The following is a 22,618-nucleotide window of genomic DNA, read 5'->3' on the forward strand; positions in this document are numbered from 1 at the left end:
CCGATATATCCCCAATAGATTTCGAGTTGCAACGTGATGGCAAGGGCACCATCCCCAGGGACATAGATTACTTTGTATCTATAACTCATTGACTGGGGTAAGTGGACATGACCTAAAAACGGCAAGTTGAAAAATGAAGGGAAGGAAAAGGAAAGCTTTTGGTATTGTACGGTAATGATTGGTGTCGGCCTTGTTTTATACCATAATTTACTTTATGCCCAATCGATTTCAAATTGCAACAGGACTAACCAAGCCGCAATTTGCAAGATAAGGGATATATGTCAACATCAAGGTATCAGCACAGTAATAAATCAGGAAGGTGTCATGTCTGCACAACCAGTAGATATTCAGATTTTTGGGCGGTCATTACGTGTCAATTGTCCACCAGAGCAGATTGAAGCATTGCAAGCTGCGGCGGAGGAACTTGATCAGCGTTTGAATAACCTCAAAGAACGCACCAGAGTCACTAACACCGAGCAACTGGTTTTTATTGTGGCACTGAATGTCTGTCACGAGTTGGCACAGGAGAAGATGAAAACCCGTGATTATGCTTACAATATGGAACAAAAAATAAAAATGCTCCAGCAGAGCATCGAAAAGGCACTGTTAGAGCAAGGTAAGATTACCTGATACGCCTTACCCGTCCAATTTTGTTGATAAATCAGGCAGTAGTCACTATAGATTAATATAAGCAGTTGCTTTCTTCATTTAGTTCCATACAATAGGCTTCATAGCATTGCTTAGAGCCTATTTAGGTAGTTTAAGCAGCAAAAAATTTTCTCTGAGGTGTTCGTCAGCAGGTCAGTCCCCTGAGCCGATATTTCATATCTATAGAATGTGGTGCTCCGTTTCTTGTGAGCAAGCTTGGCTAGACCAAGAAGCCTAATAGCAACGACTCTGCGTTCACCTTGAACCAAGGGTTCAAGGGTTACCACCTGCAACGGCATCTTGGAGAACCTCCCTTTTTATCTGTTTTGTATCCTTTTCTGCATTCATTAACAGGCAGGTATCATGCAATCAGATTGTTTCCTTTCTCTCCGCCAATCCATTAGAAAAAAAAATCGCCAACGACGTCAAAGCCTGTCCCGCGAACAACAACAGCAATTTGCCCGGCAAGCCGTTAAACAGGTCATGGCTCACCCTAAAATCCAGCAAGCTGATAACATTGCTCTCTATCTCTCTTTTGATGGGGAATTAGACACACGTCCGCTTATCCAAAAGCTTTGGCAGCAAAATAAACAAGTCTACTTGCCAATATTGCACCCTTTCAGCCGGAATCACCTGCTGTTTCTCCGTTATTGCCCCGACACGCCCCTTGTTCGTAACCGCTTTAATATAGAAGAGCCTCAGTTGGATGTCCGGCAGGTTTTACCGATCTCTGAACTTGATATCATGTTTATTCCACTGGTCGCTTTCGATGGTACAGGCCAGCGTTTGGGGATGGGAGGCGGTTTCTACGACAGAACGCTCGCAAAGTGGCAACAACAGCATTTTTACCCGATTGGATTGGCACACAATTTTCAGTTAGTTGAAAAATTACCCAGCTCGAGTTGGGATATCCCCCTGCCGGAGATCATTACACCAGAAAAAGTCTGGCGATGGATATGAACCGCTGAAGGATTAACCGGGGCCATTTGTCTTTAATCGCCCCGGTTGGTTAAATCTTAGTAAAGCAAGCGGGAACGGATCGTGCCCGGCAGGGCTTTCAGTTTCTGCAAGACCAATTCAGCCTGGGCTGAATTTTGCGTCGTGATATCAATCACCACATAACCAATATCGCTGTCAGTCCGCAAATATTGCGCATCAATATTGATCGCTTGCTCCGTGAATACCTGGTTAATGCTGGTTAAGATACCCGGCCGATTTTCATGGATATGCAGTAATCGGTTCGTATCTTTGGCATGAACAGGGAGTGAGACTTCCGGGAAATTAACCGCTGATAATGTCGAACCATTGTCAGAATATTTGACCAGTTTACCTGCAACTTCATAACCGATATTTTGTTGGGCTTCTTGCGTCGACCCGCCAATATGGGGAGTCAACAGTACATTATCAAACTTACTTAATGGAGAGATGAAAGGATCATTGTTGGTTGCGGGTTCATGAGGAAAAACGTCAATCGCTGCGCCAGAAAGATGCCCGGTTTCCAGTGCTTCGCTAAGTGCAGGAAGATCGACGACCGTACCCCGTGATGCGTTGATCAAAATGGAACCCGGCTTCATCAACTCTAATTCTGCCGCCCCAATCATATCCTTGGTTGAAGCCGTTTCAGGAACATGCAAGCTTACAACATCACTCATATTCAATAATTCAGATAAATGATGAACTTGCTGTGCGTTACCCAATGGCAATTTATTTTCAATATCATAGAAATAGACATTCAGGCCAATATTTTCAGCCAAAATGCCAAGCTGTGTACCAATATGCCCGTAACCGATAATGCCTAATTTTTTCCCACGCGCTTCATAGCAGCCTTTTGCCTGCTTATCCCATATCCCATTGTGTGCTTTTGCATTCGCTTCAGGAATACGACGCAACAGCAGCAACAGCTCACCCAATACCATTTCAGCGACTGAACGGGTATTGGAAAAAGGCGCATTAAATACCGGGATACCGCGCTTTGCAGCGGCTTTCAGGTCAACCTGATTCGTACCAATGCAGAAACACCCGACGGCAACCAGCTTTTCCGCTGCGGCAAAAATTTCTTCGGTCAATTGGGTACGGGAACGAACGCCGACAAATCGGGCATCACGAATCGCTTCTTTCAACGCTTCAGGCTCTAATGCTCCTTTGTGATACTCAATATTGCTGTACCCTGCTGCTTTTAAGCTGTCTACTGTGCTTTGATGAACCCCCTCCAGTAGCAGAAATTTAATTTTGTCCTTTTCTAACGATACCTTAACCATTTTCCCGCCCTACTCGTTGTTAACTTTCATAACGCATATCGATTGCACCAAAATAACAAAAAAAACGGCAACAGCAATACAATCGTTTGCTTATATTACAGAATAAGCAACAGTAAATAAGTTGTTATGCAAAGTAAAATAATTCGTTATGGGATATCGAAAGGATATTGAGGTTTTTTTGGGAGAAAATGTGATATATCTCACCAAATTTTCTGTTTTGAATAAATACAAAAATATTTTGAGGGCAGACTATTCTGCCCTCAATAAGTGATTATTCGGTGAGCGTCTTAACGCCATCCGCCGTACCGACCAGTACCACGTTCGCGCCACGATTAGCAAAAAGACCTACAGTGACCACGCCAGTAATGCCATTGATTTTATTTTCCAGATCAACGGCATCAACAATAGAGAGATTGTGAACATCCAGAATATGATTGCCATTATCGGTCACGACGTTTTCACGATAAACCGGTGTCCCCCCCAATTTCACCAGCTCACGTGCCACATAAGCGCGTGCCATTGGGATAACTTCAACCGGCAGGGGGAATTTGCCTAACACATCAACTTGCTTGGACGCATCAATAATGCAGATAAATGTCTTCGCAACCGCCGCAATGATTTTTTCCCGGGTCAATGCTGCGCCGCCACCTTTGATCATCTGCATTTGACCATTAATTTCATCAGCACCATCAACATAAATATCCAGGGTATCAACTTCATTGCAATCAAACACAGGAATGCCGAGACTTTTCAGTTTCTCAGTCGATGCTTCTGAACTCGATACCGCACCTTCAATTTTGTCTTTGATAGTGCCTAACGCATCAATAAAATGCGCTGCTGTAGAACCTGTACCCACACCGACAATAGTGCCTGATTTAACGTATTCTAATGCCGCCCAACCTACTGCTTTTTTCAGTTCGTCCTGAGTCATATTGATCACAGCCTATAATCAGTTACAAGGAAAAATCTGACGGCTAGTATAAACAATATTGGCTCATCCCATGAAAAAATATGGCATAGTTCTAGTGGCATAATGCTAGTTAGGCCACATAATGGTTTTAATATTGAGCCATAACCCCAGAAGAGCAAACGCGGAGAATCTTATTTTTAATGAAACGTCCTGATTACCGATCACTGCAAGCGTTAGATGCTGTGATCAAAGAACGTGGCTTCGAGCGAGCAGCGCAAAAACTTTGTATCACCCAATCAGCGGTATCACAGAGGATCAAGCAGTTGGAAAATATGTTTGGTCAGCCGCTATTGGTACGCACTGTGCCTCCCCACCCCACCGAACAAGGGCAAAAGCTGCTTGCGCTGTTACATCAGGTAGAACTGCTGGAAGCGCAATGGCTTGGCGATGAAAATGGTGATCAGATCCCGTTACTGCTTTCCCTTGCGGTCAATGCAGACAGTCTGGCGACGTGGCTTTTACCGGCTCTCCATCCGGTTTTGTCCGATTTACCTATTCGGCTCAATATTCAAGTGGAAGATGAAACCCGAACCCAAGAGCGTTTGCGGCGTGGTGAAGTGGTCGGAGCGATCAGTATTCAGCCGCAACCGCTGCCAAGCTGTTTGGTTGATAAATTAGGTGCTCTGGATTATCTGTTTGTTGCCTCTCCCGCGTTTGCAAACCGTTTTTTCCCGAATGGCGTTACACGTTCAGCATTGCTGAAAGCACCGGCTGTGGCATTCGACCATTTAGATGATATGCATCAGGCATTCTTGCAACAGAATTTTGATTTATCGCCGGGAAGTGTGCCCTGCCATATCGTGAATTCTTCCGAAGCATTTGTCCAACTGGCAAAACAAGGTTCAACTTGCTGTATGATCCCACACTTGCAAATCGACAAGGAATTGAAAGCCGGTAAATTAGTCGATCTCACGCCAGGATTGTACCAACGCCGTATGCTTTATTGGCATCGTTTTGCACCTGAAAGCGGAGCGATGAGAAAAGTTACTGACGCCCTGCTAAAATTAGGGCGCCAGATGTTACGGCAGGAAGATGAAATTAATTAACGCTGTAATTCAAAAACGGCATCAACGTGATCAGAAAACTCAATATTCTGTGGTGCGTAAGTTTCACTGGCTGAGTCAGCAGCGGGTGATGACAACAGGGCTGTCTGGTATTTCAGACGGCTCATGGGTTCAGGCACAGCATCAGGCGCACGATAGTTAATGCTATATACCGGGCCTAACTTACCGTTGAATCCCTTGGCCAATACCGTCGCTTGTTGGATAGCATTCTCGATAGCTTTTTGTCTGGCTTCATCACGATAGCGTTGCGGATTATTAACACTAAACTGAACCGAGTTAATCTCATTCAATCCGGCTTTCAGGGCACCATCCAGTAACGTGTTCAGTTGTTCCAGCTTGTGAACTTTCACTTCAACTGAACGTGACGCCCGATAACCGGTAATACTGGATTTCCCCGTCTTTTGTTCATATTGATATTCTGGTTGAGTGCGTAAGTTGGCGGCATCAATATCTTTCTTGTCGATGCCACTGTTTTTCAGAAAATCAAAATATTTCGCCACACGTTGATCGACGTTTTTCTTTGCTTCTGCCGCACTCTTTTGAGTTTCGCTCACATGGATTATCAATGTCGCCATATCCGGCGTTGCTTTAACTACCGCGTTGCCAGAAGTGGAAATATGTGGGATAGAGAGCAAGTCAGCAGCGGAAGCCGTCATGCAGGAGACGCTTCCCAGAGCCATTATCGCGGCCAATACCAGTGATTTACGTTTCACAAAACCTCCTTAAATACAGCAAGATTAGGTTAGTAAGGTGCTTTCAGAAACATTAGCACAATCTATAGACGATCTATAGAAAAGTATTGCCATCAATAAAAAATCTGTATCCCTTTCCTGATGAGGCTCCAGGCGATATACCACATCACACAGGCAACAAAAATATTGATGATGCGTTGCGCTCTGGGCTGATTCAGTACAGGCGCAAACCATGCAGACAACAATGACAAGGCAAAAAACCAACTGATCGATGCCATTACCGCCCCAGTGGTAAACCACGGCCTAAGCTCGGCAGACAATTGTCCTCCTATGCTTCCCAATACGACAAAGGTATCCAAATACACATGGGGATTCAGCCATGTCACAGCGAACAGTGTGACTACCACTCGCCAACGGCTTTGGACCGTTTTTTCTGTACGGGAAAGTTCAACGTCTGCCGATAATGCCGTGCGCAAAGCGCCCCACCCATACCACAGTAAAAATGCAGCGCCTCCCCATGTCACGGCGTGCAACAACAGTGTCGATTGTCCCAGCAAGGCACTTCCACCGAATATTCCCGCCATGATGAAAAGCGCATCGCTGATGGAGCATAATGTTGCACTCATTAAATGGAACTGTTTCCGGCTCCCTTGCTGCATGACAAAGACATTTTGCGGCCCAAGCGGCAAGATCATCGCCGCACTGAGAAAAAAACCCTGAATTAATGTTGAAAACATGCACAGATCCCTAATCATTATTCAATGAGTTACGATAACCATGCATATTAAGCAAGATTGTGCATGAGTAAAAATGAATCATTCTAATACATCATTAGGAATGGTAATGGTGGTTTTATTCAAATTTGGGGTGAGAATTTGGTGTGAGAAATCGTTATTCTCACACCGGGATATTTTGATTATTCGTCAGCCTTCTTCTGTAAGGCCGTATTTTGCTGATGCAGATAAACATCCATTTGTGGGAATGGGATGCCGATATTGTGCTTATCCAACGTACGCTTAAAGTTTTCCATCAAATCCCAATAGACATTCCAGGCATCACCATTGGTTGTCCATACCCGCACAATAAAATTCAATGAGGAAGGTGCCATTTCATGCAAGCGGATCGTGACGCTTTTTTCATGTTGAATGCGCTTATCTTGTTTAATCACATCACCCAACACCCTTTTCACTTCATCAATATCCGCGTTGTACGCAACGCCCACCATGATTTGGGTACGGCGGTTCGGTTCACGGCTGGTATTGATAATATTATCTGCAATGATCTTACCGTTGGGGATCACAATGATGCGATCATCTGCGGTGCGCAATGTGGTTGAGAAAATCTGAACCTGCATGACAGTACCTTCCACCGCACCAATACTGACATATTCGCCGGTACGAAGTGGACGGAAAATCACCAATAAAACACCGGCAGCAAAATTAGACAGCGAGCCTTGCAATGCCAGACCGACCGCCAAACCTGCGGCACCGATGACGGCAATCACAGATGCAGTCTGGATGCCCAATTTCCCAAGCACGGCGATAATCGTAAACGCGATGATGGCGTAACGAATAATCGCAGATAAAAAATCAGAAATGGTCGTGTCAATGCCACGCAGTGACATCACACGCTTAACGGCTTTATTCACCAACTTAGCAATGAATAAGCCAACGATCAGGATCAAAATGGCAGATACCACGTTTACCGCATACTGAATCAGGAGATCCTGATTATGGGTAAACCAGCTTGCCGCTTTATCAATCTCATGTGACAGATCGATCTGTTCCATACAAAGTCCACCGTGATTTTTGGGTGATAGAACATAGATTATGGCAGAAAGCCTTTATTGATTGAAAGCTCATACTTATGTTTTGTTTTTTTGCAAAACAAACCCTCTGTAATGGGCCAGCATATCGATAAAATCGTCTGTCCCACAAAAAGCCAGACTCTCGTTATCGTAGTAACTCATGCCCTCTTCTATCACTTCTGTGTCAAGCTCCAGTTGATTAGCCCTGATCATGATCTCACCTTCACTCATCAATAGCGTATATTCATGACCCGCCAACTGCCATTGACGTTCACTGCCTTTAATTTCTTGCAAGGCTGCGGTGATTTTATCCAATACACGCAAATCGCCTTTGACTTCTTCATTCAACCAATGACCGATAGCTTCATGATCCATTGAAAAGGATGATGTGACCTGACCGGTAAGATCCTGCATAAATTCATATTCCATCACGCACCTCCACTATTTTTTTATTATGACAAACTGATACAAGATACTGCGAAATCATCATAAAACAACAGGCACAAAAAAGGGGAGGCATTTGCCCCCCCATTTATTGCAATAATCTTTTTTATACTGCGGTTTGGAAGATCACATCATCCGCTTTTTCTGTGTATTGATTCAATTGATCAAAATTGAGGTAGCGATAAGTATCTGCGGCGGTTTCATCCACTTTATCCATGAACTGCAAATACTCTTCTGGTGTTGGCAAGCGACCCAACAGTGAAGCCACAGCCGCCAGCTCCGCAGAAGCAAGGTAAACATTGGCACCAGAACCCAGGCGGTTAGGGAAGTTACGGGTGGAAGTGGATACCACGGTTGCCCCATCTGCCACACGAGCCTGATTCCCCATGCACAATGAGCAACCCGGGATCTCAATGCGTGCCCCACTCTTACCAAAGACGCTGTAATAACCTTCTTCGGTTAATTGGGCGGCATCCATCTTCGTCGGAGGCGCAATCCACAAGCGAGTGGGTATCTGGCCTTTATGCTGATCCAGCAACTTGCCCGCTGCACGGAAATGACCAATATTCGTCATGCAAGAGCCAATGAAAACTTCGTCAATTTTGCTGTTGGCAACGTCAGATAACAGGCGTGCATCATCAGGATCATTCGGCGCACATAAAATAGGCTCTTTAATCTCTGCCAGATCGATTTCAATCACGGCGGCGTATTCCGCATCGGTATCCGCTTCCAACAACTGGGGATCTTTCAGCCAGTTTTCCATGCCTATGATCCGGCGTTCCAATGTCCGGCGATCACCATAACCTTCCGCAATCATCCATTTCAGCAATACAATGTTCGATTGCAGGTATTCAATGATCGGCGCTTTATCCAGTTTAATGGTACATCCTGCTGCGGAACGTTCCGCAGACGCATCCGCCAACTCAAATGCCTGTTCGACCTTGAGTTCCGGTAACCCTTCAATCTCAAGAATACGGCCGGAGAAGATGTTCTTCTTGCCTTTTTTCTCGACAGTCAGCAAACCTTGTTGAATCGCATAATAAGGAATGGCATGAACCAGATCACGCAAGGTGATGCCGGGCTGCATTTTTCCTTTAAAACGAACCAGTACGGATTCTGGCATATCCAACGGCATAACGCCCGTTGCCGCCGCAAATGCCACCAGCCCGGAACCCGCCGGGAAAGAAATGCCAATCGGGAAACGAGTATGGGAATCTCCGCCGGTACCCACCGTATCGGGCAACAACATGCGGTTTAACCATGAGTGGATAATGCCATCTCCCGGACGCAACGATACCCCGCCGCGGTTCATAATGAAATCGGGCAGAGTATGGTGGGTGGTCACATCCACTGGTTTTGGATAGGCAGCAGTATGGCAGAATGATTGCATGACCAGATCCGCAGAAAAGCCCAGACACGCCAAATCTTTCAATTCATCCCGTGTCATTGGGCCGGTCGTATCCTGAGACCCCACAGACGTCATCTTAGGCTCACAATATTCTCCGGGACGAATCCCCGCTGTACCGCAGGCACGGCCAACCATTTTCTGTGCCAATGAGAAACCGCGATCGCTTTTCGCAACCGCTTTCGCCTGACGGAAGACATCGCTGTGTGGCAGACCCAATGATTCACGTGCTTTGCCCGTCAAACCGCGACCGATAATCAAGGGGATACGACCACCGGCACGCACTTCATCGATCAGCACATCCGTTTTCAGTGCAAAAGTCGCCAGCAGTTCATGGGTTTCGTGATGGCGGATTTCACCTTTATAGGGGTAGATATCAATGACATCTCCCATATTCAGCTTAGAAACGTCGACCTCGATGGGCAATGCACCGGCATCTTCCATGGTATTGAAGAAAATCGGCGCGATTTTTCCGCCCAGTACCACACCAGCACCGCGTTTATTTGGCACAAACGGGATATCTTCTCCCATAAACCACAATACGGAGTTCGTTGCCGATTTACGGGAGGAGCCGGTTCCCACCACATCACCCACGTAGGCCAACGGGTAACCTTTCTTGCTCAGGGCTTCGATTTGCTTAATCGGACCTACGGCACCTGCTTGATCAGGCTCAATACCTTCACGGGCATTCTTGAGCATTGCCAGAGCATGTAGGGGAATATCAGGACGTGACCACGCATCAGGCGCAGGGGAAAGATCATCGGTATTGGTTTCACCCGTGACCTTAAAGACAGTAATGGTGATTTTTTCCGCTAATTCTGGACGCCCAAGAAACCATTCTGCATCAGCCCATGACTGAATAATCTGTTTGGCGTGGACATTACCCGCTTTGGCTTTTTCTTCCACATCATAGAAACTGTCGAACATCAGCAACGTATGAGAAAGTGCTTTCGCCGCAATCGGAGCCAGCTTTTCATCATCAAGGGCATCAATTAACGCGTGGATATTATACCCACCCTGCATGGTTCCCAATAATTCAATGGCTTTTTCCTGTGTCACCAAAGGAGAAGCCGCCTCCCCTTTAGCAACGGCAGCCAGGAAACCCGCTTTAACATAAGCCGCTTCATCTACACCAGGGGGAACACGATGGGTCAGTAGATCTAGCAGGAAATCTTCTTCACCTTTAGGTGGGTTCTTCAGTAATTCAACCAGCGCTGCTGCTTGAGCTGCGTCTAACGGCTTAGGGACGATGCCTTGCGCTGCACGCTCGGCTACGTGCTTGCGGTATTCTTCTAGCACGACTTTCTCCTCGCTCTCATTGTCATTTTATCTACCCGGCTGTCAGCACCCGGTAACGATTATCAAAGAACAATCAGCTAAGACAATCATCATGGGTGCCAGGTCAGAGGATTTTGCTCGCATAACATCAGGATTATGCCCAGCTTCGGGCGTTTAGCATACCAAAATTTGAATAGCATGTTAATTCATTCACATAAAATCAACATTGAACCATGATAAAATTCTGGATAAATAAACTTGAAGAGTGTATTAAAGTTTTAAATGCTATATGTTGCTATTTCAGACTGAAAATACCTTACTTTCTACCCACTGTAAAAAAGCGGATATCAACCTCGTTTAAAAGGATATCATCATGCCTAATAGAGAAAGAGATAACGCTATAGCAAGCACAAGTTATCATTCTCCAGTGATTATGGAAGAAAAAATTTACCCTGAATATCAGGCGAAAATTAAGGAAGTGAATCAAAATGCCATGCTATCTGCACTTGGAGAACTCCAGCTAAATGAATCCCGTTACTGGTATGAATCTATAAAAGAAACAATATTGGGAGATGGACACCATAGTACCTTTAACAAAACCTGCCGCTCCATAAGAAATACCTTTAATCCTGAATATGTGACCAGCGGTTTAGATAATTGCCGACATTTTGTCTGTTCCGCGTCAGGTACAACCGTTGGAATTATTATATTAAGGCTTGCTAAACCTAATGAACCTGATGATGCGGATCAAATAGCATTCATAGCAACCTATCCTAACGGTTATGGTTACGGGGGCTTGCTCGTTCAACATGTGGTCAATATATCCCACACCTTAGGCCATCAAGGTATATTAGAAGTTAAAGCAGAACCTGATGCCGAAATTTTTTACCAAAAATTAGGCTTTGTCACTATTAGTGACTTTCTTGGTCTAAAACGTATGAGGTTAACTCCAACTGGTAACAGTAAATGGCATCAACTCAATGGGAAATATCAACTTAAAAGAACCCCTCGTCCACGTAATTCAAATTGGCAATGTCATATACTGTAGATTCAATGGAGTTTTTTATGGGGAAGCTTGAAATAATCCGTTGCACGTAAAACGGCTTCCATAATAGAAGCCGTTTTCACCACTGCAAAAGCTAAAGCATTATTTCTTTTTCTTTGCCTTAGGGTTTGGCAAGTCAGTAATGCTGCCTTCGTAAATTTCCGCAGCCATACCGATTGATTCGTACAACGTTGGGTGAGCATGGATAGTCAGAGCGATATCTTCTGCATCACAGCCCATCTCGATAGCCAGACCGATTTCACCCAGCAGTTCGCCGCCGTTAGTACCGACAACAGCACCACCGATAATGCGGTTTGTTTCTTTATCGAAAATCAGTTTGGTCATACCATCTGAACAATCAGATGCAATTGCACGACCGGAAGCTGCCCATGGGAAAGTCGCAGTCTCGTAGCTGATGCCTTTTTCTTTCGCTTCTTTCTCTGTCAAGCCAACCCATGCGACTTCTGGCTCAGTGTAAGCAATAGATGGAATGACTTTTGGATCGAAGTAATGTTTCTTACCAGAAATCACTTCAGCGGCAACGTGACCTTCGTGAACACCTTTGTGTGCCAGCATTGGCTGACCAACGATATCACCGATAGCAAAGATGTGAGGCACGTTAGTGCGCATTTGTTTATCCACGTGGATAAAGCCGCGCTCATCAACTTCAACACCCGCTTTGCCCGCATCCAGAGATTTACCGTTTGGTACACGGCCGATAGCAACCAGAACGGCATCATAACGCTGTGGCTCTGCTGGTGCTTTTTTGCCCTCCATTGTTACGTAGATGCCATCTTCTTTAGCTTCTACTGCGGTCACTTTCGTTTCCAGCATCAGATTGAACTTCTTGCTGACGCGCTTAGTGAACACTTTAACAATGTCTTTGTCCGCAGCAGGAATAACCTGATCGAACATTTCTACCACGTCGATCTGAGAACCCAGAGCGTGGTAAACCGTTCCCATTTCCAGACCGATAATACCGCCACCCATGACCAACAGGCGTCCCGGAACGGTTTTCAGCTCCAACGCATCGGTAGAATCCCATACGCGAGGATCCTCATGTGGAATGAATGGCAATTGAATTGGGCGTGAACCCGCTGCGATAATGGCATTATCAAAATTAATCGTTGTTGCGCCGTTCTCGCCTTCAACTACCAGAGTGTTAGCACCGGTAAATTTACCCACGCCATTAACAACATTAACTTTACGGCCTTTAGCCATGCCGCCCAGACCGCCTGTCAACTGAGAAATAACTTTTTCTTTCCAGAGACGGATCTTATCGATATCAGTTTGTGGCTCACCAAACACGATACCGTGTTGTGCCAAAGCTTTTGCTTCTTCAATCACTTTTGCTACATGAAGCAGCGCCTTGGATGGGATACAACCCACATTAAGACACACACCACCCAAAGTCGAGTAGCGCTCAACCAAAACAGTATCTAAACCTAAGTCTGCACAACGGAAAGCAGCAGAATACCCCGCAGGGCCTGCTCCAAGCACCACTACCTGGGCTTTAATTTCAGTACTCATCATGACCTCTTAATTGTTTGTCCGGCGAGTCAGACGAAAAAAAACCATATTCTCCCGGGACGTACACACCGCGAGCAGTTTACAGAATTGTAAATAACCTGAAAAGCGCGTTAACGTGACAGAAATCCCAACCTGCCAGATGCAAGGTGAAAATATCTATCACGCTAGTCATCATTAGGCCGGTATATTTACCGGCCTTTGCATTACATCACCAAACGGCGGATGTCGCTCATCAATTGATTAATATAAGTGATGAAGCGTGCACCATCTGCCCCGTCGATCACACGGTGGTCGAAAGACAGAGACATCGGCAGAATCAGGCGCGGAACGAATTCTTTGCCATTCCAGACAGGTTTCATGGAAGAGCGGGACAGCCCCATGATTGCCACTTCTGGCGCATTCACAATAGGTGCAAAGCCGGTAGTACCGATACCACCGAGACTTGAGATGGTGAAGCAGCCACCCTGCATGTCGGAAGCAGTCAGCTTACCAGCACGAGCTTTCTTGGAAACTTCAGCCAATTCTCTGGACAGTTCCATGATGCCTTTCTTGTTGACATCCTTGAATACAGGAACAACCAGACCGTTAGGTGTATCAACCGCAATACCGATGTTGACATATTTTTTCAGGATCAGCTTCTGGCCATCTTCAGAAATAGAGCTGTTAAAGCGTGGCATGGCTTCCAGTGCTTTCGCTGCTGCTTTCATGACGAATACCAGCGGTGTGATCTTCACGCCAAGCTGTTTCTTCTCAGCTTCTTTGTTCTGCTGTTTACGGAACTCTTCAACTTCAGTGATATCCGCTTCATCGAACAGATTAACGTGAGGGATCATGACCCAGTTGCGGCTGAGGTTAGCACCAGAAATTTTCTGGATACGGCTCATTTCAACTTCTTCGATTTCACCGAACTTGCTGAAATCAACTTTTGGCCAAGGCAGCATACCCGGCAAACCACCGCCCGCAGCCGCAGGTGCAGCTTCCGCACGTTTAATCGCCTCTTTCACGTAAGCCTGAACGTCTTCACGCAGGATGCGACCCTTACGGCCAGTGCCTTTTACTTTCGCCAGATTGACGCCGAATTCACGCGCCAGACGACGGATAACCGGCGTGGCATGAACGTAAGCGTCATTTTCGGCAAATTCATTTTTACCTTCTGCTGGTTTGCTTGCTGCCGGTGCTGAGGCGGCTTTCGCCGGTTCAGCCGCAGGCGCTGGAGCCGCTGCTGGCGCTGCCGCAGGTGCTGCACCCGCCACTTCGAACACCATGATCAGAGAACCAGTTTTCACTTTATCGCCGGTCGCGATCTTGATCTCTTTCACCGTACCCGCGAATGGCGCAGGGACTTCCATTGAAGCCTTGTCACCTTCAACCGTGATCAGTGACTGTTCTTCGGCAATGGTATCACCCACTTTGACCATGATTTCGGTCACTTCAACTTCGTCACCACCGATATCCGGTACGTTGACTTCTTTTGCCGCAGATGCCGCAGGCGCTGCTGCCGGAGCCGCTGCCACTGCTACTGGTGCTGCGCCAGAACCTGCGACTTCGAATACCATGATCAGAGAACCGGTTTTTACTTTATCGCCGGTCGCGATTTTGATCTCTTTCACCGTACCCGCGAATGGTGCAGGCACTTCCATCGAAGCCTTGTCACCTTCAACGGTGATCAGTGACTGCTCTTCAGTCACCGTATCACCCACTTTGACCATGATTTCGGTTACTTCAACTTCATCACCACCAATATCTGGTACATTGACTTCTTTGCTTCCCACTGCTGCCGGTGCCGCTACTGGCGCTGCCGCTGCTTGCTGTGCAGGCGCAGCTTCTGCTGCACCGTTTGCGGATTCAAAAATCATAATCAGTTTGCCGGTTTCAACTTTATCGCCAACTGCAACTTTGATTTCTTTCACCACACCCGCCTGTGGGGATGGGACTTCCATGGAAGCCTTGTCACCTTCAACGGTGATCAGTGACTGTTCTGCTTCTACTGTGTCACCGACTTTCACCAGAATCTCGGTCACTTCAACTTCATCTGCCCCAATATCAGGCACATTAATTTCGATAGACATGAATCTTTACCTCTTATGCCAGACGTGGGTTAACTTTTTCTGGGTTGATGTTGTATTTCTTGATGGCTTCTTCAACGACTTTCACATCAACTTCGCCACGTTTAGCCAATTCACCCAGCGCTGCAACAACCACATAAGAAGCATCAACTTCAAAGTGATGACGCAGGTTCTCACGGCTGTCAGAACGACCGAAACCGTCAGTACCCAGTACACGGAACTCGCTTGAAGGAACAAAGTTACGCACTTGTTCTGCAAACAGTTTCATGTAGTCAGTGGAAGCAACCGCTGGCGCTTCATTCATGATCTGAGCAATATAAGGAACGCGAGGTTCTTCTGATGGGTGCAACATGTTCCAACGCTCACAATCCTGACCATCACGAGCCAGTTCAGTGAAGGAAGTTACGCTGTAGACGTCTGAGCCAACGCCGTATTCCGCAGACAGGATCTTCGCTGCTTCACGAACATGACGCAGGATAGAACCAGAACCCAGCAACTGCACTTTACCTTTCTCGCCTTCCAGGCTTTCCAGCTTGTAGATACCTTTACGGATACCTTCTTCAGCCCCTTGCGGCATAGCTGGCATGTGGTAGTTTTCGTTCAGAGTGGTGATGTAGTAGTAGATATTCTCTTGTTTCTCACCATACATACGCTCCAGACCATCATGCATGATAACAGCCACTTCATAAGCGAATGCAGGGTCATAAGAGATACAGTTAGGAATAGTCAGGGACTGAATGTGGCTGTGGCCATCTTCGTGCTGCAAACCTTCACCGTTCAGCGTGGTACGGCCAGAAGTCCCACCCACCAGGAAGCCGCGAGCTTGTTGGTCACCCGCTGCCCAGCACAGATCACCGATACGCTGGAATCCGAACATGGAGTAGTAGATATAGAACGGGATCATTGGCAGGTTATTGGTGCTGTAAGACGTTGCCGCCGCCAGCCAAGATGAAGCCGCACCCAGTTCGTTGATACCTTCTTGCAGGATCTGACCTTTTGCATCTTCTTTATAGTATGCAACCTGCTCACGGTCTTGCGGCGTATACTGCTGACCGTTCGGGCTGTAGATACCGATTTGACGGAACAGGCCTTCCATACCGAAGGTACGTGCTTCGTCAGCAATGATTGGAACCAGACGATCTTTGATCGACTTGTTCTTCAACATGACATTCAGCGCACGAACGAAAGCGATAGTGGTAGAAATTTCTTTGGATTGTTCTTCCAGCAGAGAGCTGAATTCTTCCAGCGCTGGGATTTCCAGTTTCTCGTCGAAGTTCACGCGACGGCTTGGCAGGTAACCACCCAGTGCATTACGGCGCTCATGCAGGTATTTAGATTCTTCAGAATCTTTATCGAAAGTCACGTATGGCAGGCTGTCGATCTGCTCGTCAGAGACAGGCACATTGAAACGATCGCGGAAGTGGCGAACGCCTTCCATGTTCATTTTCTTGACCTGATGGGCAATATTTTTACCTTCAGCGGTATCACCCATGCCGTAACCTTTGATGGTCTGAGCCAGGATGACCGTTGGTTGACCCGTAGTATTCTGTGCTTTATTCAGTGCAGCATAAACTTTCTTCGGATCATGACCACCACGGTTCAGTGCCCAAATTTCGTCATCAGTCATGTCTTTGACCAATGCCGCTGTTTCTGGGTAACGGCCGAAGAAGTGTTCACGGACATAAGCGCCATCTTTGGACTTAAATGTCTGGTAGTCGCCATCCAGGGTTTCGTTCATCAATTGAACCAGTTTACCGCTGGTGTCTTTACGCAGCAGAGCGTCCCAACGTTCACCCCACAGGACTTTCAGTACCTGCCAACCAGCACCTGCGAAGATGCCTTCCAGTTCGTTAACAATTTTGCCGTTACCAGTTACTGGGCCATCCAGACGCTGCAAGTTACAGTTGATGATGAATACCAGATTATCCAATTTTTCGCGGGTTGCGATAGTGATCGCACCTTTAGATTCTGGTTCATCCATTTCACCGTCGCCCAGGAAAGCGTAAACGGTTTGTTTAGACGTATCTTTCAGGCCACGATGCTCCAGATATTTCAGGAACTTAGCCTGATAAATCGCGGAGATTGGACCCAGACCCATTGAAACAGTTGGGAACTGCCAGAAGTCAGGCATCAGTTTTGGATGCGGGTAAGAAGACAGACCATGACCACCGATTTCCTGACGGAAATTATTCATCTGCTCTTCAGTCAGACGACCTTCAAGGAATGCACGTGCGTAAACGCCCGGAGAAATGTGGCCCTGGAAGTATACCAAGTCACCACCATCATTCTCATTACGAGCGCGGAAGAAGTGGTTAAAGCAAACTTCATAAACAGTAGCGGAAGACTGGAATGAAGCCATGTGGCCACCCAGTTCCAGATCTTTTTTGGATGCACGCAGAACGGTCATCACGGCATTCCAGCGGATAGCAGAGCGGATACGACGCTCTAAATCCATGTTGCCAGGGTAAGCAGGCTCATCCTCAACAGGAATCGTGTTGATGTAATCGCGGCTTGCAGCACCTGCGGCAACGCTAACACCGCCTTTACGAGCTTCATTCAATACCTGATCAATCAGGAACTGAGCACGCTCAATACCTTCTTCACGGATGACCGATTCGATCGCCTGTAACCAATCGCGAGTTTCGATCGGATCCACGTCATTTTTCAAAATATCTGACATGGTGTATTCCTTATCTGTTATCTATTTCTAATGGTTATTGGAGCCTATCTTCTGGTCATACCTTTTGACGAAATTGCTTGTTATGACCGGAAGATAGGCCCTGCTGTATATTGCCGCTAAAACTCTTGGATAAAGAGTCGACGAACTGTACAAACGCAGCAGTCAGGATCTGTACAGTCAAGTTTAGAACCTCTCCCATTCGGGAATTTGATTTGTCTATGACGCCCCAAGGGACAGGCTCTTATTCCTGATGTTGCTGGAGCCGCCTCAATGAACGCTCACGTCGAGTATGTTCACGAGTCAGATCCAATAAAACTTCTTCAATAAAGGCCAAATGGCGATGCGAAGCCTCACGGGCTTTTTCCGGTTCTCTCGCCATGATAGAGTGAAAAATCTCAGCCCTATGGTCACTGACGGCCGCCAGCATTTCTTTACGGGTATAGATGACATCAAAATTGCGCCTGATATTTTGTTCTAACATAGGGATCATACAACGCAATAAATGCAGCAATACCACGTTATGGGCAGCTTCCGTGACAACAAGCTGATATTGCAGGACAGCATCAGATTCCGCATTCACATCACCACTTTGCTGTGCGACTTGAATCGCGAGATGGCTTTGCTCAATGCGTTTGAAATCCTCATCGGTTCCCCTAAGGGCGGCATAATAAGCCGCAATCCCCTCTAATGCATGGCGTGCTTCAAGGAGATCGAACTGGGATTCTTGATTTTCTGCAATAAGTTGGGCAAGCGGGTCGCTGAAACTCTGCCACAGATTGTTCTGTACGAAAGTTCCTCCCCCTTGACGACGGAAAAGAAAGCCTTTGGCTTCCAATTTTTGAATGGCTTCGCGCAATGAAGGACGTGATACTTCAAACTGCTTTGCCAGCTCACGCTCAGGCAGCAGTTTTTCTCCCGGGCGTAGCGAGCCTTCGAGAATGAGCTGTTCAAGACGCTGCTCAATCACATCTGATAACTTTGGTTGGCGAATCTTGCTATAGGCCATATCTGCTGTAAGCCATTCAATGAGTCAATGTTGCTTCGGGCTATATACTCTACTCAACTAAGCGTCAGTCACTAAACTCTGGCTAATGGGCCAAAGTCAATTGGTAATACCAATTTAGAGTACAGGGTCTTAAAGTAACAAAGTATTCACTAGCTGTCTATAAAGACCTTGAGCTAAATCATAAAAATCTGCAAATTTTAACAAACTATTTTAAATTTTATCAGAAAATTATAACCGGAGAGTACTTTTTAGGCGGGCAATCTGATGGTATTTAACGTTCGTATAACGCATAGATGAGAAAAATCAATCAGTAACCATTTTAAAAATATAACCCCCATCAACTTCAAGTTACAGCTTTCAAGATGAAAGCTGCTTATTAACGCCATAAAAAAATTCCCGATAACAGCATTTCATTGCCATAACCGGGAATTAGCCACTCATAAATTGTAGTTTATTAATGTTAATGATAAGTTCAATCTTCATGCTCTAACTGTTAAAAATACAATGTTAATCATAAATTTTAATGATAATTATTTATATATAATCTAAAAATTATTGCCCCGTATATAATGGCAAATCAGGAATATCATCAAAATTAGTATCTTTTTTTGCCATTACAAGTGTAAGATCGGGAAAATATCCGGAATTATTATAAACTCTAAAATCCAAATTCAGGTAGCCCATAAAATGAAACTTCACAATGATTTTTATCAAAGATAGAAAATGGGAAACTAAAGTAAATATCAATTTTCTGTTCTAAATAACTATTACTTTATTATTCATTATACTCTGGCAAATCAGGAAAATTATCCATATCAGTAGTACCTGGTGGCGCCAATATAATTATAGCCTTGAACACACCAGATATTGGAAAATTCATAGAATACAATAGATCGTATTTCCCAAGTGGGTATTGTTGATCACCATACTGTAAATAACAATAAACATTACAAACAGGTTGACCAATATAAGGTGAACCAAAATTTATATCTATATATTGTGGAAAATGAATCTTGCCATCAAATTTATCGATGAATTTATACTTTATCTTTCCTGATACTCCCTTAAAAACATACTTACCCCAACAACATGTTACTTTTTTTGAGAAGGAATAAGATGTTGCGGGTACTTGTTCCAATACCCTGAATTCAATTTTGCCTCTATTAGTTTAAATGAATGTTCAGTATAATTTTTAATTGTAATAACCTCATCATCACAATAATAATATTGCACATTATAATCTTTCATAATTTTACCCTCAAATAAAAATGATAACTTCCTTATCTTTAAATTAGTACATTTCCACAGAATGTCAAAATATCACTTAAAATAAAAAACGTTCAGTGATAACTTAATAAAAAATTTTACTTATATAATAAAACCCCATTATATTAACAAAATAACTAACAACACCCAACACTCGGAATAACGAAATAACATAAAGATAAAAAAAGAAAATATATTATTCAACAATAATCAACAAATGAAAAACTGAAATTATTCTGCACAATCATGTGTAAATAAAATAACAAAGATAGGGAACAGATGATTGCTAACACCAGCTCCCGATCCTTTCATTGTTAAACTAATGCGCCATAAATCGTTAACAATGCAACAATAATCACAATCGTAAAAGTCGCCTTTTTTGCTAATGTTACCGCAGCAACAGGCGTTTCTACCGGATTAAGATGAGGTTCTTTACTTAAGGCGAATTGTGCCAATTGGCTAACTACCTTGTATTGCGATGAGCGAAAATCAGTAAGTGATGCAATCCAAGCGGGTAAAGCTTTCTCACCATGCCCTAATAAAGCATAGGTAATACCCGCCAAACGTGCCGGAAGCCAATCCAGCCAATGCAATATGCCATCAACGCCCGATTGTGCTCTCTGCACTGCGGTGGCATGCTGTGCCAACCACCCTTGGTAAGCGCTAAGGCAGCCATACCCCATCAAAATAGCCGGCCCCCATTTACCCAACACAGCCAACCAAAAAATAGGAGCAAGATAATAACGAAAATTTGTCCAGATCAATGAATTCTGTATCTCGCGCAACCGCTCCTCTTTTGTGGTATCAGGTAACATTCCCTGAATCCTCGTCAGACGGGCAAGATAGTTATTCTGCTGTTCAAGATCAGCTTGACGCACAGCCTGGAGATATCCACGGTAATCATGACGCAGCCCACCTGCACCAATACATAACAAACTGATAATAATACCTAGCACAATGGCGGGAATGCCAAAAGCAACAGCGCTGAAAATATCAATCAGTTTCCACGTTAATAAGGCGACCAGCAAGGTCATACCCAGACTGCCCCATAGTGAATGTGACCTGAGTCTGACAAAAAACGGTGCTAAATAGCGTCCCAGTTGCCAGTGATCTCCCAACTTAAAAACACGTTCCCATGCCAGTATTAATAATAGAATAAAGAGAGTCATCCAACTCGCTCCTTCAATAATTGACGGTAATGTTCCCAGTAAAAATAAGGCCCAGGATCAGTTTTCCTGCCTGGCGCGATATCACTGTGCCCGGTAATATTGTTAAGAATATCAGGATATTGACTAATAAGTAGCTCAGTAACTTCGGTTAATTTAGTGTACTGAATTTCAGTAAACTCCTCATAATCTGTGCCTTCCAGTTCGATGCCTATCGAAAAATCATTACATGTATCACGATCACAGTAGCAAGAAACGCCAGCATGCCAAGCTCTTTTATTAAAAGGAACATATTGCACAATCTCTCCATCACGCCGAATTAAGCAGTGAGCAGAAACACACAAGTGCTTGATCTCATCAAAAAAAGGATCATCTTTAGGGTCCAGTGTTCCCATAAATAATTGATCAATATAAGGGCCACCAAACTTACCGGGAGGTAAGCTGATATTATGAATGACCAATAATGATGGCATCTCTCCCTCTGGGCGAAGATCACAATGTGGAGAAATAACTTTTTTTACTCCCTCAATCCATCCTTCATGTAGCTTCATTCTTTTACTCCCCCTTAAAGTGTAACAGCTTAGCATGTTAGCACCTTCAATCAGCCAGCCAATATTTCTGACGTTTTTTTATTTATGAGTGAACTCGAAAAATTTTTGCAAAAAAATGCAACATAAGGTTATTTTTTCGAGTCGGCTTCATAAATTTTACTAACGATATTTTATTTCTCTTATTTTTCTTCATGCTTATTGGCACCCACAGTCAGACCCAATAGTTTGCAACTGAAAAGATGAAGGGGATATCTGCTATTGAACCTAGCAAACTGTCCAAATACGCATAAAGGAGAAAAAATGAAACAACAAGGATTTACATTAATTGAAGTGATGGTTGTTATGGCTATCGTATCTATTCTCGGTGCCATTGCCATTCCCAGTTATCAGGGATATATCCAAAAAGCGGCATTAACCGATATGCTACAAGCTATTGTGCCTTATAAATCCGGTGTGGAACTGTGTCGCTTCGAAGCTGAAAATTACAAAGATTGCCACTCTGGCCATCCCTCGATTCCATCAGGTCACAATAGCCGTTATATCAACACCATCTCAGTGAAAGAGGGAGAAATAACAGTATTGGGACAACAGAATCTCAATGGACTTCATGCCACATTGAGACCCAGCCAAGATACGAAAACTGGCCTTACCCAATGGAAAGCGATTTGTGAGTCTGAAAATGAATCGTTAAAAATAAAATGTCAGGAAACTTTGAAATTTTAAGCATCACTTTTCACAGCTA

19 protein-coding genes and 1 other RNA gene are annotated in these 22,618 nt (G+C 44.9%); 6 read left to right on the forward strand and 14 right to left on the reverse strand.

Annotated features, from left to right (window positions below; translation table 11 throughout):
* Positions 1 to 324: 324 nt before the first annotated feature.
* The 3 genes from zapA (at position 325) to PSI15_RS05135 (ending at position 1,608) form a co-directional block, all read left to right on the forward strand.
* On the forward strand, positions 325 to 630 hold the full coding sequence (zapA, locus tag PSI15_RS05125) for a cell division protein ZapA (RefSeq protein ID WP_045972026.1): 306 nt from the start codon (positions 325 to 327) through the stop codon (positions 628 to 630).
* 145 nt (positions 631 to 775) lie between these two features.
* A non-coding RNA gene (gene ssrS, locus PSI15_RS05130) (6S RNA) lies at positions 776 to 959 on the forward strand.
* A 52-nt stretch (positions 960 to 1,011) separates the two neighbouring features.
* On the forward strand, positions 1,012 to 1,608 hold the full coding sequence (locus PSI15_RS05135; RefSeq protein ID WP_273582581.1) for a 5-formyltetrahydrofolate cyclo-ligase: 597 nt from the start codon (positions 1,012 to 1,014) through the stop codon (positions 1,606 to 1,608).
* A 56-nt stretch (positions 1,609 to 1,664) separates the two neighbouring features.
* Here the strand turns inward: PSI15_RS05135 and serA are convergent, their stop codons facing one another.
* Both serA and rpiA read right to left on the reverse strand, forming a co-directional pair.
* Positions 1,665 to 2,906 (reverse strand): phosphoglycerate dehydrogenase, encoded by a 1,242-nt coding sequence (gene serA, locus PSI15_RS05140; protein WP_273582582.1) that lies wholly within the window; start codon positions 2,904 to 2,906, stop codon positions 1,665 to 1,667.
* A gap of 271 nt (positions 2,907 to 3,177) precedes the next feature.
* Positions 3,178 to 3,837, reverse strand: coding sequence for a ribose-5-phosphate isomerase RpiA (gene rpiA / locus PSI15_RS05145; protein WP_273582583.1), 660 nt, complete (start codon positions 3,835 to 3,837; stop codon positions 3,178 to 3,180).
* A 179-nt stretch (positions 3,838 to 4,016) separates the two neighbouring features.
* Here rpiA and PSI15_RS05150 point away from each other — a divergent pair, with 179 nt between their 5' ends.
* Entirely contained in the window at positions 4,017 to 4,922 is a 906-nt protein-coding gene (locus PSI15_RS05150) for a LysR family transcriptional regulator ArgP (protein ID WP_273582584.1), read from the forward strand.
* Here PSI15_RS05150 and PSI15_RS05155 read toward each other — a convergent pair.
* From PSI15_RS05155 to acnB, 5 genes are all read right to left on the reverse strand, one after another.
* A complete protein-coding gene (locus PSI15_RS05155; RefSeq protein ID WP_045972036.1) occupies positions 4,919 to 5,653 on the reverse strand; it encodes an oxidative stress defense protein in 735 nt (244 codons plus the stop codon). The genes PSI15_RS05150 and PSI15_RS05155 overlap by 4 nt on opposite strands.
* Positions 5,654 to 5,745: 92 nt before the next feature.
* On the reverse strand, positions 5,746 to 6,369 hold the full coding sequence (gene argO / locus PSI15_RS05160) for an arginine exporter ArgO (protein ID WP_273582585.1): 624 nt from the start codon (positions 6,367 to 6,369) through the stop codon (positions 5,746 to 5,748).
* Positions 6,370 to 6,548: 179 nt separating this feature from the next.
* The gene (mscS, locus tag PSI15_RS05165; RefSeq protein ID WP_273582586.1) at positions 6,549 to 7,421 is read right to left on the reverse strand and encodes a small-conductance mechanosensitive channel MscS; all 873 of its coding nucleotides are present in this window, start codon (positions 7,419 to 7,421) and stop codon (positions 6,549 to 6,551) included.
* A gap of 75 nt (positions 7,422 to 7,496) precedes the next feature.
* Complete coding sequence (locus PSI15_RS05170) at positions 7,497 to 7,868, reverse strand: YacL family protein (protein ID WP_273582587.1); 372 nt, start codon at positions 7,866 to 7,868, stop codon at positions 7,497 to 7,499.
* A 121-nt stretch (positions 7,869 to 7,989) separates the two neighbouring features.
* Positions 7,990 to 10,587 (reverse strand): bifunctional aconitate hydratase 2/2-methylisocitrate dehydratase, encoded by a 2,598-nt coding sequence (gene acnB, locus PSI15_RS05175; RefSeq protein ID WP_273582588.1) that lies wholly within the window; start codon positions 10,585 to 10,587, stop codon positions 7,990 to 7,992.
* Between the two features lie 352 nt (positions 10,588 to 10,939).
* Here acnB and PSI15_RS05180 point away from each other — a divergent pair, with 352 nt between their 5' ends.
* Positions 10,940 to 11,614, forward strand: coding sequence for a GNAT family N-acetyltransferase (locus PSI15_RS05180; protein ID WP_273582589.1), 675 nt, complete (start codon positions 10,940 to 10,942; stop codon positions 11,612 to 11,614).
* 99 nt (positions 11,615 to 11,713) lie between these two features.
* On the opposite strand, the gene lpdA is transcribed toward PSI15_RS05180, so the two are convergent.
* From lpdA to ampD, 7 genes are all read right to left on the reverse strand, one after another.
* Positions 11,714 to 13,141, reverse strand: a complete 1,428-nt coding sequence (lpdA, locus tag PSI15_RS05185; protein ID WP_273582590.1) for a dihydrolipoyl dehydrogenase — start codon at positions 13,139 to 13,141, stop codon at positions 11,714 to 11,716.
* Positions 13,142 to 13,344: 203 nt separating this feature from the next.
* Complete coding sequence (aceF, locus tag PSI15_RS05190) at positions 13,345 to 15,210, reverse strand: pyruvate dehydrogenase complex dihydrolipoyllysine-residue acetyltransferase (RefSeq protein WP_273582591.1); 1,866 nt, start codon at positions 15,208 to 15,210, stop codon at positions 13,345 to 13,347.
* A 13-nt stretch (positions 15,211 to 15,223) separates the two neighbouring features.
* Positions 15,224 to 17,887, reverse strand: a complete 2,664-nt coding sequence (gene aceE / locus PSI15_RS05195) for a pyruvate dehydrogenase (acetyl-transferring), homodimeric type (RefSeq protein ID WP_273582592.1) — start codon at positions 17,885 to 17,887, stop codon at positions 15,224 to 15,226.
* A gap of 241 nt (positions 17,888 to 18,128) precedes the next feature.
* A complete protein-coding gene (pdhR, locus tag PSI15_RS05200; RefSeq protein ID WP_273582593.1) occupies positions 18,129 to 18,893 on the reverse strand; it encodes a pyruvate dehydrogenase complex transcriptional repressor PdhR in 765 nt (254 codons plus the stop codon).
* A 775-nt stretch (positions 18,894 to 19,668) separates the two neighbouring features.
* Positions 19,669 to 20,031 (reverse strand): hypothetical protein, encoded by a 363-nt coding sequence (locus tag PSI15_RS05205; protein ID WP_273582594.1) that lies wholly within the window; start codon positions 20,029 to 20,031, stop codon positions 19,669 to 19,671.
* A gap of 442 nt (positions 20,032 to 20,473) precedes the next feature.
* Entirely contained in the window at positions 20,474 to 21,328 is an 855-nt protein-coding gene (ampE, locus tag PSI15_RS05210) for a beta-lactamase regulator AmpE (protein ID WP_273582595.1), read from the reverse strand.
* Positions 21,325 to 21,876: a 1,6-anhydro-N-acetylmuramyl-L-alanine amidase AmpD gene (ampD, locus tag PSI15_RS05215; protein ID WP_273582596.1), complete on the reverse strand. Its 552-nt coding sequence runs from the start codon at positions 21,874 to 21,876 to the stop codon at positions 21,325 to 21,327. Before ampD ends, ampE begins: the two co-directional genes overlap by 4 nt.
* A gap of 300 nt (positions 21,877 to 22,176) precedes the next feature.
* On the opposite strand from ampD, the gene ppdD reads away from it, so the two are divergent.
* A complete protein-coding gene (ppdD, locus tag PSI15_RS05220; RefSeq protein ID WP_045972064.1) occupies positions 22,177 to 22,599 on the forward strand; it encodes a prepilin peptidase-dependent pilin in 423 nt (140 codons plus the stop codon).
* Positions 22,600 to 22,618: the final 19 nt, after the last annotated feature.

The sequence above is a fragment of the Xenorhabdus sp. PR6a genome, assembly GCF_028599065.1.
GTDB lineage: Bacteria > Pseudomonadota > Gammaproteobacteria > Enterobacterales > Enterobacteriaceae > Xenorhabdus > Xenorhabdus doucetiae.

Bases quoted from the DNA above. Each gene is read 5' to 3' on its own strand.
- rpiA (WP_273582583.1), bottom strand. From the start codon at position 3,837: ATGACTCAGGACGAACTGAAAAAAGCAGTAGGTTGGGCGGCATTAGAA.
- argO (WP_273582585.1), bottom strand. From the start codon at position 6,369: ATGTTTTCAACATTAATTCAGGGTTTTTTTCTCAGTGCGGCGATGATC.
- ampD (WP_273582596.1), bottom strand. From the start codon at position 21,876: ATGAAGCTACATGAAGGATGGATTGAGGGAGTAAAAAAAGTTATTTCT.
- ppdD (WP_045972064.1), top strand. From the start codon at position 22,177: ATGAAACAACAAGGATTTACATTAATTGAAGTGATGGTTGTTATGGCT.
- aceF (WP_273582591.1), bottom strand. From the start codon at position 15,210: ATGTCTATCGAAATTAATGTGCCTGATATTGGGGCAGATGAAGTTGAA.
- serA (WP_273582582.1), bottom strand. From the start codon at position 2,906: ATGGTTAAGGTATCGTTAGAAAAGGACAAAATTAAATTTCTGCTACTG.
- PSI15_RS05180 (WP_273582589.1), top strand. From the start codon at position 10,940: ATGCCTAATAGAGAAAGAGATAACGCTATAGCAAGCACAAGTTATCAT.
- aceE (WP_273582592.1), bottom strand. From the start codon at position 17,887: ATGTCAGATATTTTGAAAAATGACGTGGATCCGATCGAAACTCGCGAT.
- PSI15_RS05170 (WP_273582587.1), bottom strand. From the start codon at position 7,868: ATGGAATATGAATTTATGCAGGATCTTACCGGTCAGGTCACATCATCC.
- pdhR (WP_273582593.1), bottom strand. From the start codon at position 18,893: ATGGCCTATAGCAAGATTCGCCAACCAAAGTTATCAGATGTGATTGAG.
- mscS (WP_273582586.1), bottom strand. From the start codon at position 7,421: ATGGAACAGATCGATCTGTCACATGAGATTGATAAAGCGGCAAGCTGG.
- ampE (WP_273582595.1), bottom strand. From the start codon at position 21,328: ATGACTCTCTTTATTCTATTATTAATACTGGCATGGGAACGTGTTTTT.
- zapA (WP_045972026.1), top strand. From the start codon at position 325: ATGTCTGCACAACCAGTAGATATTCAGATTTTTGGGCGGTCATTACGT.
- PSI15_RS05150 (WP_273582584.1), top strand. From the start codon at position 4,017: ATGAAACGTCCTGATTACCGATCACTGCAAGCGTTAGATGCTGTGATC.
- lpdA (WP_273582590.1), bottom strand. From the start codon at position 13,141: ATGAGTACTGAAATTAAAGCCCAGGTAGTGGTGCTTGGAGCAGGCCCT.
- PSI15_RS05135 (WP_273582581.1), top strand. From the start codon at position 1,012: ATGCAATCAGATTGTTTCCTTTCTCTCCGCCAATCCATTAGAAAAAAA.